General features: G+C 63.2%; 12 protein-coding genes and 1 pseudogene. 1 reads left to right on the top strand and 12 read right to left on the bottom strand.

What is annotated here, in order from left to right:
- From hemF to RUW20_RS08405, 12 genes are all read right to left on the bottom strand, one after another.
- A partial coding sequence (hemF, locus tag RUW20_RS08350; RefSeq protein ID WP_313951772.1) for an oxygen-dependent coproporphyrinogen oxidase occupies positions 1 to 858 on the bottom strand: 858 nt, incomplete at its 3' end.
- Between the two features lie 37 nt (positions 859 to 895).
- Positions 896 to 2,176: a phosphoribosylamine--glycine ligase gene (gene purD, locus RUW20_RS08355; RefSeq protein WP_313951746.1), complete on the bottom strand. Its 1,281-nt coding sequence runs from the start codon at positions 2,174 to 2,176 to the stop codon at positions 896 to 898.
- 132 nt (positions 2,177 to 2,308) lie between these two features.
- A complete protein-coding gene (gene purH / locus RUW20_RS08360) occupies positions 2,309 to 3,874 on the bottom strand; it encodes a bifunctional phosphoribosylaminoimidazolecarboxamide formyltransferase/IMP cyclohydrolase (RefSeq protein ID WP_313951747.1) in 1,566 nt (521 codons plus the stop codon).
- A gap of 44 nt (positions 3,875 to 3,918) precedes the next feature.
- On the bottom strand, positions 3,919 to 4,170 hold the full coding sequence (locus tag RUW20_RS08365; RefSeq protein WP_313951748.1) for a helix-turn-helix domain-containing protein: 252 nt from the start codon (positions 4,168 to 4,170) through the stop codon (positions 3,919 to 3,921).
- The gene (gene dusB, locus RUW20_RS08370) at positions 4,167 to 5,216 is read right to left on the bottom strand and encodes a tRNA dihydrouridine synthase DusB (RefSeq protein WP_313951749.1); all 1,050 of its coding nucleotides are present in this window, start codon (positions 5,214 to 5,216) and stop codon (positions 4,167 to 4,169) included. Before dusB ends, RUW20_RS08365 begins: the two co-directional genes overlap by 4 nt.
- Positions 5,217 to 5,465: 249 nt before the next feature.
- Positions 5,466 to 5,735, bottom strand: a complete 270-nt coding sequence (gene minE, locus RUW20_RS08375; protein WP_313951750.1) for a cell division topological specificity factor MinE — start codon at positions 5,733 to 5,735, stop codon at positions 5,466 to 5,468.
- A 2-nt stretch (positions 5,736 to 5,737) separates the two neighbouring features.
- Complete coding sequence (gene minD / locus RUW20_RS08380) at positions 5,738 to 6,559, bottom strand: septum site-determining protein MinD (protein ID WP_313951751.1); 822 nt, start codon at positions 6,557 to 6,559, stop codon at positions 5,738 to 5,740.
- A 103-nt stretch (positions 6,560 to 6,662) separates the two neighbouring features.
- A complete protein-coding gene (minC, locus tag RUW20_RS08385) occupies positions 6,663 to 7,475 on the bottom strand; it encodes a septum site-determining protein MinC (protein ID WP_313951752.1) in 813 nt (270 codons plus the stop codon).
- Positions 7,476 to 7,617: 142 nt separating this feature from the next.
- Positions 7,618 to 8,781, bottom strand: a complete 1,164-nt coding sequence (locus RUW20_RS08390; RefSeq protein ID WP_313951753.1) for an FAD-dependent monooxygenase — start codon at positions 8,779 to 8,781, stop codon at positions 7,618 to 7,620.
- A complete protein-coding gene (locus RUW20_RS08395) occupies positions 8,774 to 10,081 on the bottom strand; it encodes an aminopeptidase P N-terminal domain-containing protein (protein ID WP_313951754.1) in 1,308 nt (435 codons plus the stop codon). Before RUW20_RS08395 ends, RUW20_RS08390 begins: the two co-directional genes overlap by 8 nt.
- Positions 10,078 to 10,770, bottom strand: coding sequence for an N-acetylmuramate alpha-1-phosphate uridylyltransferase MurU (gene murU / locus RUW20_RS08400; RefSeq protein ID WP_313951755.1), 693 nt, complete (start codon positions 10,768 to 10,770; stop codon positions 10,078 to 10,080). Before murU ends, RUW20_RS08395 begins: the two co-directional genes overlap by 4 nt.
- Positions 10,770 to 11,801 (bottom strand): aminoglycoside phosphotransferase family protein, encoded by a 1,032-nt coding sequence (locus RUW20_RS08405; protein WP_313951757.1) that lies wholly within the window; start codon positions 11,799 to 11,801, stop codon positions 10,770 to 10,772. Before RUW20_RS08405 ends, murU begins: the two co-directional genes overlap by 1 nt.
- Before the next feature lie 113 nt (positions 11,802 to 11,914).
- Between RUW20_RS08405 and RUW20_RS08410 the strand changes: the two are divergent.
- Positions 11,915 to 12,264: pseudogene (locus RUW20_RS08410) on the top strand (hypothetical protein); the annotation flags it as partial.

Here is a 12,264-nt window from a genome sequence, read left to right on the forward strand (position 1 = left end):
TTCAGGCTGCCAGTCGTAGCGCCACTTGACCACCGGCGGTAGCGACATCAGGATCGATTCAGTTCGTCCGCCTGACTGGAGGCCGAACAGCGTGCCGCGATCCCAGACCAGATTGAACTCGACGTAGCGCCCCCGCCGGTAAGCCTGGAAGTCGCGTTGGCGTTCGCCGTAGGGCGTCGCTTGCCGTTTTTCGATGATCGGCAGATAGGCTTCGGCAAACGTTTCCCCGACCGCGCGCGTCAAGGCGAAGCAACGTTCATAGCCTCCCTCGTTGAGGTCGTCAAAAAAGACGCCACCGACACCACGGGGTTCTTGGCGATGTTTGAGAAAAAAATACTCGTCGCACCATTTCTTGTAGCGTTGGTAGGTATCGTCGCCGAAAGGCTGTAACGCCTGCTTGCAGCTGGCGTGGAAATGGCGGACGTCTTCGGCGAAAGGGTAGTACGGCGTCAGATCCATGCCCCCGCCGAACCACCAGGCAGGTTCAGCATCGGCCTTGGTCGCGACAAGAGCGCGCACATTCATGTGTGCCGTCGGGCAGTAAGGGTTCTCGGGGTGCAGCACCAGTGAAACGCCCATCGCTTCGAAGGCGCGGCCGGCGAGCTCGGGGCGTTTGGCGGTTGCCGAAGCTGGCAGGGTGGCCCCGCTGACCTGCGAGAAGGCCACGCCGCCGCGCTCGAAGACGCGGCCACCCTCGATGATGCAAGTGCGTCCATTGCCCGTCAGCGGCTCGTCAGCCGCCTTCTGCCACTCGTCGGCTCGGAATTTCGCGCCATCCGTGCCTTCTATCGCCTCGGCCGCCGTGACGATACGCCTTTGCAGGCCGGTGAAATATTCTCTGAGCTGTGTCGAGTCGATCATCCCTCTTGCGCTACCGCCGTTGGCATTCATCCACTCATCGAGTCACGGCACGATGGCCCACGTCGTGGCGATACTGCATACCGTCGAAGTGAATGCCGACGATCAAGTCGTACGCGCGTTTTTGAGCTTGCTTGACATTGTCACCGAGTACTGTGACGCACAGCACGCGGCCACCGGAGGTGACGATCTGGCCATCCCGCTCGCTGGTTCCGGCGTGAAAGACATGGCTATCTTCGCTGGCTTTCGGCAAGCCGCTGATCACGTCTCCCGTGCGTGGCGTGTCGGGGTAGTTGGCCGCGGCAAGGACGACGCCCAGCGCGACGCGGCGATCCCAGGTCGCTTCGACCTGGTCCAGGTGGCCGCTCACGGCATGCTCGAGCAAGGTGAGCAGGTCGGATTTCAGGCGCATCAGGATCGGTTGTGCTTCCGGGTCGCCCAGGCGGCAATTGAACTCCACCGTCCTGACCGAGCCATCCTTGCCAACCATCAGGCCGGCATAGAGAAAGCCTGTGTAGGGAATGCCCTCGGCAGCCATGCCGCGGACCGTCGGCAGGATGATTTCACGCATGGTTCTGGCGTGCACCTCGGGCGTGACCACCGGTGCCGGTGAGTAGGCGCCCATGCCGCCGGTGTTGGGGCCGGTGTCGCCGTCGCCGATTCGCTTGTGATCCTGACTCGACGCCAGCGGCAGTACGTTCTTGCCATCGACCATGACGATGAAGCTGGCTTCTTCGCCTTCCAGAAATTCTTCGATCAGCACCCGGGCAGGCGTCGCGTTCTCTGAAACACACCCGCCCGGTTGCGGCAGCATGCGGTCAATGGCGGCATGCGCGTCGGCCAGCGTCATCGCCACTACGACGCCTTTGCCAGCGGCCAGTCCATCGGCTTTGACAACGATCGGCACGCCCTGCCGGTCGACGTAGGCGTGTGCCGCGGTTCTGTCGGAGAAGGTCTCGAAGCGCGCGGTCGGAATGTTGTGCCTGGCCATGAAGCGCTTGGCGAAATCCTTCGAGCTTTCGAGTTGCGCGGCCTCTTTGGTCGGGCCAAAGATCTTCAGGCCTCGGGTACGAAAGATGTTGACTACGCCGGCGGCGAGTGGGGCTTCGGGACCCACTATCGTGAGGGAGACCTTTTCCTGCTCCGCGAAGTCGGCGAGCGCCTCCAGATCGGTGAGGCCGATGTTTTCAAGTGCGTGTTCTGCTGCCGTGCCGGCGTTTCCGGAGGCGAGGAAGACCTTCTGGAGACCAGGAGTTTTCGCCAGACACCAGGCGAGCGCGTGTTCGCGACCGCCGGAGCCGATTACCAGTAACTTCATACAAATCCCTTCCCCACCAGATTACTTTCGAGATTGCCTGCTGCTGTCAGTGGCAGGTCTATTGCCAGCCTGTACAACGCTCTCACAATACCTTGCGCCTTCCGATTTCTGGCAGCATTCTGCTGACGGAAATCAGTGTCGGAAGTGGCGGGCGCCGGTGAAAACCATCGCCAGACCATGTTCGTCGGCGGCAGCAATCACCTCCTCGTCACGCATCGATCCTCCCGGTTGAATGACCGCTTTGGCGCCTGCTGCGGCGAGAACGTCAACGCCGTCTCGGAAAGGGAAGAAAGCGTCCGAGGCGACGCAGGAACCGGCCAGGTCGAGGCACGCGTTCTGCGCCTTGCTCACCGCGATCCGAGTGGAGTCGACCCGGCTCATCTGCCCGGCGCCAACACCAAGGGTCATGCCGCGGCCGCAGAAGACGATGGCATTGGACTTGACGAACTTGGCGACGCGATAGGCGAACAGCAGGTTCTCGACCTGTCCCTCACTTGGCGCCACCTTGCTTACCACCTTGAGGTCGGACGCCTGAACATTGAATTGGTCGGGCGTTTGTACCAGCAGCCCGCCGCCAACACGCTTCATCTCGAAGGCGTGATGGACCTTGGCCAAGGGCAGTTCGAGAACTCGCAGGTTCTGCTTGGCGGCAAGCAATTCCTTGGCCGCCGCGGTGAAAGCTGGCGCCAGCAGAACCTCGACGAAATGCTTGCGTGCATTCATGGCGATGACGACATCGCTGTCTACCGTGCCGTTGAAGGCAATGATGCCGCCAAAGGCAGAGGTCGAATCGGTCTGGAAAGCCTTTTCGTAAGCCGATAGCAAATTGGCGCTCACTGCCACGCCACACGGATTGGCGTGCTTGACGATCACGCAGACCGGTGTGTCGAAGGTCTTTGCGCATTCCCAAGCGGCGTCGGCGTCGGCGATGTTGTTGTAAGAGAGTTCTTTTCCCTGTAATTGCCGGTAGTTGGCGATCGATCCGGGGACTGGCGTCGGATCGCGGTAGAAGGCTGCCTGCTGGTGCGGATTCTCGCCGTAGCGGAGCGCTTCGACGCGATCAAAAGCAAGCTGAAGGTGTGCGGGGAATGGCTGTGCCTGCTGTTTTTCATCAAGTGACGTCAGCCAGTTGGCGATCGCAGCATCGTAACGCGCGGTGTGTACGAATGCCTTTCTGGCCAGCGCGAAGCGGGTCGCCACACTCAGTGCGCCATCGTTGGCCGCCATTTCCACGAGCAGTGCGGGGTAGTCCTCGGGGTCGGTGACCACCGCCACGCCGCTGTAGTTCTTGGCCGCAGAACGGACCATCGCCGGCCCGCCGATGTCGATGTTTTCGATCGCTTCTTCAAGCGTGACCCCAGGCCTGGCAACGGTCTCGCGGAACGGGTACAGATTCACGCAAACCAGATCGATGGTCGGGATCCCGTGTTCTGCGATGGTGGTCATATGCTCGGCCAGATCACGCCGGGCGAGGATGCCACCGTGCACCTTCGGATGCAGTGTCTTGACGCGACCATCGAGCATTTCAGGAAAGCCCGTGTAATCGGCAACCTCGGTAACCGTCAGGCCGGCATCGCGAAGCATCCTCGCTGTACCGCCGGTGGATAAAAGTGCGACGCCGTGGGCGACGAGGCCTTTGGCGAATTCAAGAGCGCCATCTTTGTCGGAGAGGCTGATCAGGGCTTGACGTATTTTCATGGCTGGCGGGCAGACTGTGTGGTTGAACGTTGCAGGAAGGCTGTTCAGGCAAGAAGTTGGTGGTCGATCAACTTCTTGCGCAAGGTATTGCGGTTGATACCCAGTATCTCGGCGGCAAATGTCTGGTTGCCGCCCGCCTGTTTGAGCACGACTTCGAGCATTGGGCGTTCGACACTCCTGATCACCATCTCGTAAACCGGGGCTGGTTTCTCGCCATCAAGTTGCTGGAAGTAATCTTCCAGCGCTTTGCGGACAAAGGTCGCAATGTCCTCATCGCCATCTTGATGTTGCTTCATGCGGCGAGATCCTCACAACGGCTCGCGTTCAGTGGCGCGCCAGGATCGTCGGCGACGTAGGGTAGATGCTCGTTGTGCTCCGCGAGCGCACAAAAAAAGTCATTGACCGCCTGCCGTTGGGTGGCGATCGTCGCTAATTGATTCATCATATGGCGAAACGCCGCCGAGCCGACCAGCCCCCTGGTGTACCAGGAGATATGCTTGCGAGCGATGCGCAAACCCGTCTCGCTGCCGTAAAACAGGTAGAGGTCCTCGAGGTGCCCGAGCAGGATCTGGTGGATTTCGATGACCCGCGGTGGCATCAGGTGCGTGCCGGTTTCCAGGAAGTGTTCAATCTCGCGGAACAGCCATGGACGGCCCTGTGCCGCGCGGCCGATCATCACCGCATCGGCGCCGGTGGTGTCGAGAACGAATTTTGCTGTTTCAGGCGAGACGATGTCGCCGTTGGCGATCAGCGGAATGCGCGCAACAGCCTTGACGGCCCGGATAGTATCGTATTCGGCGTGACCGCTGTAGCCGCAGGCGCGGGTTCGCCCGTGCATGGCCAAGGCCCTGATGCCGGACTGCTCGGCGATTCTGAGGATGCTCAGGGCGTTTCGGCTGGCGGTGTCCCAGCCGGTGCGGATTTTCAGCGTGACCGGCGTTTGCGGTACCGCACTGACCACCGCCTCCAGGATCCGGCCGACCAGCAACTCATCCCGGAGCAGGGCGGAGCCAGCCATGACGTTGCAGATCTTCTTTGCCGGGCAGCCCATGTTGATGTCGATGATCTGCGCCCCGCGGTCTACATTGTGCCGCGCTGCATTGGCCATCATCACGGGGTCGGCACCGGCGATCTGCACCGAGATCGGAGCCACCTCTCCGTCATGGTTGGCGCGCCGTTGTGTCTTGGCGCTGCCGTAGAGCAATGAGTTTGAAGTCACCATCTCGGATACCGCCAAGCCGGCGCCCATGTTCTTGCAAAGCTGCCTGAAAGGGCGATCGGTCACACCCGCCATTGGTGCGACAAACAGGTTATTGCGCAGCGAAAATCCGAGAAATTCCATGGCCGTGAGGTGCCGGGGTGCAAGGCAAGACGGGGATTCTACCGCGATTGCTGCCCGAAAAACAGACAGTCGTGGGCTGTTGATGGCATTCGCGATAGCCATTCGAATGGCTGGCGGGGGAGTGCGCGCTCAAGGTGAGCGGCGTGCGCGCGAGTCGCGGGTTGGGCGACGCATCTTGCTGGGGAGCGATCTCCGGCTGCCGCTTGGCCCGACGCCGGCGCCAGGGCAGGCCAACGCCCGGACGCTCCTCTACTGTTTGCCGATGCCTTCGGGCATGACGATGTTCACCTCGAGAACTTCCATATTGCCCTGTTTCTCGATCGACACCTTGATATCTTCCGGGTTGACCGACACGTATTTCGAAATGACGGCCATCAGCTCCTGCTGCAGGGCCGGCAGGAAGTCAGGTGCTCCGGCGTTGTTGCCATTGCGTTCGTGGGCAATGATCAGCTGCAGGCGTTCCTTGGCAATGGCCGCCGTCTTGGGCTTGTTGCCGAAGATCAGGGAGAACAGGGACATCCTTATTTCCCCCCGAAGAATCGCTTGAACAGGCCAGGCTTCTCGTAGTCAACGAAACGTAACGGGATGGTTTCGCCAAGGAAGCGTCCAACCACGTCGAGATAGGCGTTGGCGACATCACTACCGGCGAGATGGATCGCCGGCGAACCGGCGTTCGACGATTGCAGTACCGCTTCGGATTCGGGAATGACGCCGATGATCGGCACGCGCAGGATCTCCTGTACGTCCTGGTACGACAGCATTTCGCCGTCGCTGACGCGTTTCGGCGAGTAGCGGGTGATCAACAGATGCTCCTTGACCGGCTCCCCACCACTCAGAGCGCGACGCGACTTGGCCTGGATGATACCGAGAATGCGGTCCGAGTCACGCACCGACGAGACCTCCGGGTTGCTGACGACCAGTGCCTCGTCGGCAAAGGTCAGTGCCAGGACAGCACCACGTTCAATACCTGCCGGTGAATCACAGACGACGTAGTCGAAGCCCATGTGTTCCAGTTCCTTGAGAACTTTCTCGACACCTTCTTCGGTCAGCGCGTCCTTGTCACGGGTCTGGGAAGCCGGTAGCACGAAGAGCTGATCGTTCGCGCAGTGCTTGTCCTTGATCAGCGCCTGGGTGAGGGTCGCTTCGCCGTTGAGGACGTTCACCAGGTCATAGACCACGCGGCGTTCGCAGCCCATGATCAGATCGAGGTTGCGCAGGCCGACGTCAAAATCGATGACGGCGGTTTTATAGCCACGCAGAGCGAGGCCCGAAGCGAAACTGGCGCTGGTAGTGGTTTTGCCGACACCACCCTTGCCGGACGTTACGACGACAATACGTGTCACGGATGTTTCTCCGCCAATGAAAGACGAGATTCTACCTGCAGAATGAGGATTCTGTTGACCGGCACTGCCGACGCGGTGCTGGGCCCGAATACCAGCATCATTACTAGTCGGTCTTCAGCGGCTCGACCACCAGTTTGCCGGGGGCTTCGCCTGCTTCTTCAATCAGTCTGACCTGCACCGGTTTGCCCGCCAGTTCGGCAGGAACGCCGCCATCGAAAGTGCGGTAAAGGCCAGCCACAGAGACCAGTTGGGCGTCGAAGCGTGCGCAGAAGATACGTGCGCTGGCAGCGCCGCTGGCGCCTGCCAGCGCACGCCCGTGCAAGGGTGCATAGATGTGAATGCTGCCATCGGCAATGACTTCGGCGCCGGCATTGACGGCGGCCAGGACCACCAGGTCGCCACCCCGGGCATAGAGCTGCTGTCCTGAGCGCAGGGGTCGGGTGACGAACATCGTTGGTGCCGCGGTGGGTGGGCCGGCTACCGCGGCGGGAGGCTTGGCCGGCGGGGGTTCTGTGACGACCGGGGCTTCGACCGTTGGCGGCGGCGATGGCGGCGATGGCTCGGCGTCGTCGACAGGCTTGCTGCGCGGCGAACGTTCCGCGGCCGCGTAGGTCGGCAGGCCGGCCTTGGCCGCACTCTGGCGAAGGTCCTCGCTACCGCCACGCACACCGATCACGTGCAGGCCGTGCGTCCTCAACACTTCTTTGACCAACTGCCATTTCGCCGACGACGCGTCGCCCAGTTGTGACAGTTCGAGAACCGCCGCATCGCCATCGAAGAAGGGGTCGTCACCGAACAGCGTGCTGGCAGCCTCGGCAAGTTCGCTGGGGTGGAGCGAGCGCAGGGTGATGGCCACGATCGGCAGCGTCGTGCCCTTGAATTCGATCAGCTGGTGGGTCTTGTTCTGTGGCGGCATGGGGTTGTCTGGAATGTCGGACAAGGGCTTGCGAAGCGGGGAAGTCTAGCCGAATCATCGCCCAAAAAGTGCGACACGCCGACGATATTTGCAGGGATTGCAGCGGGTTTCCGGCTCGACCGCCGGCGTCGGCGGCAACTGACTACGGCCATGCTCTCGCTCCCCAGATCATTCGTTTGGCAATGAAGTGGCGTAGCGGCGGGACGAGTTCGAGTGCCAGCAGGCCGGCGCTGCGCGCAATTCGCAGCGGCGCCAGGTCGTTGGTGAAGACGCGCACAATGCCGTCGGTGAAGGCGATGCTGCCGCTGCGGTCGATCCGCCGCTTGCGCGCGTAGGCGCCGAGGGTGCTTGCCTCACCGGCATCGCCGCCGGCCTGTGCCAGCAGCGCTTCGGCCAACTCCCAAGCGTCGCGCAGACCGAGGTTGAAACCCTGCCCCGAGACGGGATGCAGGCTTTGCGCGGCATTGCCGATCCAGACCTGCCGTCGGCCGGTGAGGTGCTGGCGGATACGCAAGGCCAGCGGGAAGCGGCTGCGCGGTCCGCTGCCGATGAAGTCGAGGCGGCTGCCGAACTGTGCGCGCAGCGCCGCGAGAAAATCATCGTCGGGGAGTTCAAGCAACGCTGCCGCCCTGTCAGGCCGCGCGGTAAACACCAGCGAGTAGGCCTGCCCGAGCGGTAGCAGGGCGAGCGGGCCATCCGGGGTGAAACGTTCCCAAGCGCGATGCGCGTGTCCACCAGCGGGACAGACCTCGGCGACGACAGCGTGCTGCCGGTAATCATGAACCCGCACATCGGGGTCATTGGCCGGGGTTCCTTCGGCATGAACCACCAGTCTGGCGGCAACGTGTTGCGTCGCCCCATCGCCCGTCAGCGTGATCTCGGCAAATTCGTCGCCGGCCGTGATCTCGGCGACCGTGCAGTGGCTCAATAATTGCCCTGGCTCGATGCGTGCATCCAGGGTGGCGGCAAGATCTCGATAGCGCATGACATAGCCGAGAGCCGGAAGAGCGTAGTCTCTGGCGTTGATCAGCGTACGGCCGAAGCCGCCACGCTGCGAGACGTGGATGGTTTCAATCGACGTGCCGGCGCCTGCATTCCAGGCACCGAGGCGTTCGAGGATCTGTCGGGTTCCGTGCGCAAGTGCCAGCGCGCGGGGGTCGTTGGCCCAGGCACCGCGCCCACGGCTATCGATCAATAGCACGCGATACGGCCCGCCGGCGAGCGCCAGCGCCAGCGTCATGCCGACCGGGCCAGCGCCGACGATGGCGATGTCCACCGTGCCGATGGCGTTGCCCTGTTCAGTCATGGCGCATCACTTCCTCGATTTCGGCGACCGTTCGCGGTGCCGTGGTGTAAACCGAGCAGCCCTCGCTAGTGACCAGCACGTCATCTTCAACGCGCACACCGATCCCGTGCAGATGCTTCGGCACATCACTGCCGGGGCGAAAGTAAAGGCCGGGTTCGACGGTCAGGACCATGCCGGGCGCCAGTCTGACCCAGTCGTCATCGGCCGTGCCGGTCTTGTATTCGCCGGCGTCGTGAACGTCGAGACCAAGCCAGTGCCCGGTACGGTGCATGTACCAGGGTTTGTACGCTTCGCTCTCGATGGCACCGTCTACGCTGCCGGTGATCAGCTTGAGATCGATGAGACCCTGCGCCAGAACGCCCAGCGCCGCCTGGTGATAGTCGGTGAACGAGGCGCCGGGTCGTACTGCGGCGATCGCCGCCTGCTGCGCCGCCAGGACGATCTCGTAGACCTCGCGCTGCTCCGGGCTGAAACGGCCATTGACCGGAAAAGTGCGGGTGATGTCGGAAGCGTAGCCGCCGACTTCACAGCCGGCATCGATCAGCACCAGCGAGCGATTGGCCAGCAGTTTGTTGTTTTCGACATAGTGCAGGATGCACGCATTGGCACCGCCGGCGACGATCGGCGTGTAGGCATGGCCGTCGGCGCCACGCCGGCGAAACTCGTAGCCGAGTTCGGCCTCGAGTTCGTATTCGGCCATGCCCGGCTGGCAAGCGCGCATCGCACGGCTGTGGCCAGCCGAGGCAATGTCGGCGGCACGGCGCATGATCTCGATTTCGTGCGCATCCTTGGTCAGTCGCATCTGGTCGAGCAGGTTGCGCAGATCGCGGATTTCGCCGGGTGCGCGCGCGCCGCTACGGCCCTGGTTGCGCACCGCATTGAGGGCGGCGGCGATGCGGGCATCCCAATCGGCGTCGTGGCCGAGTGAGTGCCACAGTGCTGCCCGGTTGGCGATCAATTCGGGCAACTGCTGCTCGAGGCTGGCGATCGGATGCGCTTCGGAAAAGCCGAAGGCCGTGGCCGCGGCTTCGGGTCCGTAACGGAAGCCGTCCCAGGTTTCGCGCTCCTCGTTCTTTTCGCGGCAGAAAAGCAGCGATTTTGGCTCGTCGCCGCCGACCAGCACGATTACCGCGTCGGGCTCGGGGAAACCGCTGAGGTACCAGAAGTAGCTGTCGAAGCGGTAGGGATAGTGCGCGTCGCGGTTGCGCACGCGCTCCGGAGCAGTCGCCAGAATGGCGACACCGTTGCCGAGACGGTCGAGGACCTGTTGACGGCGGGTACTGTAGGGCTGGTGAGTCATCCGGCTTGAGCAAGCTCCATATCGAGTTCGGCGAGTCGTTCGCGCGTTCCGACGTCGATCCAGCGGCCGCCATGCCGTTCGCCGGTGACGATGCCACGGTCAATGCCTTGGTCGAGTAGCGGCCGAAGCTTCATCGTCGCCCCGGCGGCAACGCCGGCAAAGAAGCCGGGCCAGAAGACGCCGATGCCGGCATAGGTCAGGGTTCCGCTGCGTGCCGCGGTGGCTGCCCGCAGGACTTCGCCTTGCAGGCAGAAGTCACCGCCGGGGTGATGCGCTGGGTTGCTGACCAGCAGCAGGTGTGCGCGGCGTTGGTCGGTCGTTTGCGCAATGCGCCGGGCCTGCGAAAAGTCCCAGTCACACCAGATGTCACCGTTGACCGCCAGGAAGGGCTGCTCGCCGAGCAATGGCAGCGCGGCGGCGATCCCGCCGGCAGTTTCCAGGGCGCCGGTCGGTTCCGGGGAGTAGGCGATGTGCAGCCCAAAGGCGCTGCCATCGCCCAGCGCCGCCTCGATTTGTTCACCAAGATGCGCATGGTTGATCACGACTTCGCGCCAGCCTGCCGCGGCCAGACGCTGCAGATGCCAGACGATCAGCGGCCGGCCGCCAGCGACGAGCAGCGGCTTTGGCGTCGTGTCGGTGAGCGGCCGCAGGCGTTCGCCGCGGCCGGCGGCGAGAATCATCGCCTTCATCAGAAGCTGTAGCCAACGTCGACTTGCTGGTCGGTGACCTTGTCAAGCAAGCGTGCCAGCGGCCGCAGCTCGTTGTAGCGTTCGCAGGTTCGGCGCAGATGGCGCAGCACACGGGGCATGTCGGCGAGGTAATTGCCCTTGCCGTCGCGATGGCACAGGCGGGCGAAGATACCGAGCACCTTGAGCTGGCGCTGGGCACCCATCCATTCATAGTCGCGGTAGAAATCGTCGAAGCTGGCGTGCACCGGCAGGCCGGCGTGCCGGGCGGCTTGCCAGTAACGGATCACGTAGTCGAGCTCCTGATCTTCGGGCCACTCGATATAGGCGTCACGGTAGAGCGAGACCAGGTCGTAGGTGAGCGGACCGTACACGGCATCCTGAAAATCCAGAATGCCGGGGTTGCTCGGGAAGCTGGGCGAGGGGTCGCCGATCAGCATCAGATTGCGCGAGTGGTAGTCGCGATGCACGAAAACCTGCGGCTGCTTCAAATTGTTGCTCAAGATCGCCGCAAAGGCCGCCTGCAGGGTGGCCTGCAGGCGATCGTCCAGGGTTACGCCGAGGTGGCGCGTCAGATACCAGTCCGGGAACAGTGCGAGCTCCCGGCTGAGCAGGCTGCGGTCATACTCGGGAAGTAGGTCGGGGCGACTGGCGAGCTGGATGGCGACCAGCGCATCGTTGGCATCACGGTACAGCTGCGGGGCGAGGCGCCTGTCGCTGAGGGCGCCGAGGTAGGTCGTGCTGCCGAGATCAGAGAGCAGCAGGAAGCCGTGCTCGAGATCATGGGCGAGGATCTCGGGCACATGCACGCCGGCCTGTTGAAAAAGCGTGGCGATCTTCAGGAAAGGACGGCAGTCTTCCTTCTCGGGGGGGGCGTCCATGACGATCCGCGTCGTGTCGTCCGGCAGCCTGAGCCGGAAGTAGCTCCGGAAGCTGGCGTCGGCCGAGGCGACTTCGATCTGCAGGTCGGCACCGGGAAAGTCGCGCGCGAAAACGGTTCGGAGCCAGTCACGCAGCAGGGCGGTACGCGGCATGCCGCTTCTCCTTGGACGATGATGCTAAAATGCCCCGATTCTAGCATCCGACCTGCGCTTCGAAGCGCCGTCGGCGCGAACAACCCGCCGCACCTTTTGCTGACCTCTCGCGAATGAAGTTCCCTTCTCGGCACAAGCCGCTGACGCTGATCCTCTGCTGCAGTTTTGCCGGCACCCTTGCCGGCAGCTTGCCGCGTGCGGCGCAGGCGCAGGTTGCGCCTCCCCTGCGGGTCGACCCGGCCCTGCTCGGCTTGCCGCCAAGGGCGCCCAAGCGGCCGGCCGCTGCGCCGGCCGAGACCAAGCCGGTCGAGGCGCCGGTAGTGGACGCGTCGCCCGCTACCGCGCCGATGGCAGCGACCCCGCCGGCGCAGGCCGATGCCGAGGTGAGCAAGCCGCTGAGCGATAGAGCGTCCGCGGCTGTTGCGGCGCCAGCCGAGGCGGCGCCTCCGGCCCCTGCGGCGCC

The sequence above is a fragment of the Accumulibacter sp. genome, assembly GCF_032229525.1.
In the GTDB taxonomy this organism is placed as follows: Bacteria; Pseudomonadota; Gammaproteobacteria; order Burkholderiales; family Rhodocyclaceae; genus Accumulibacter.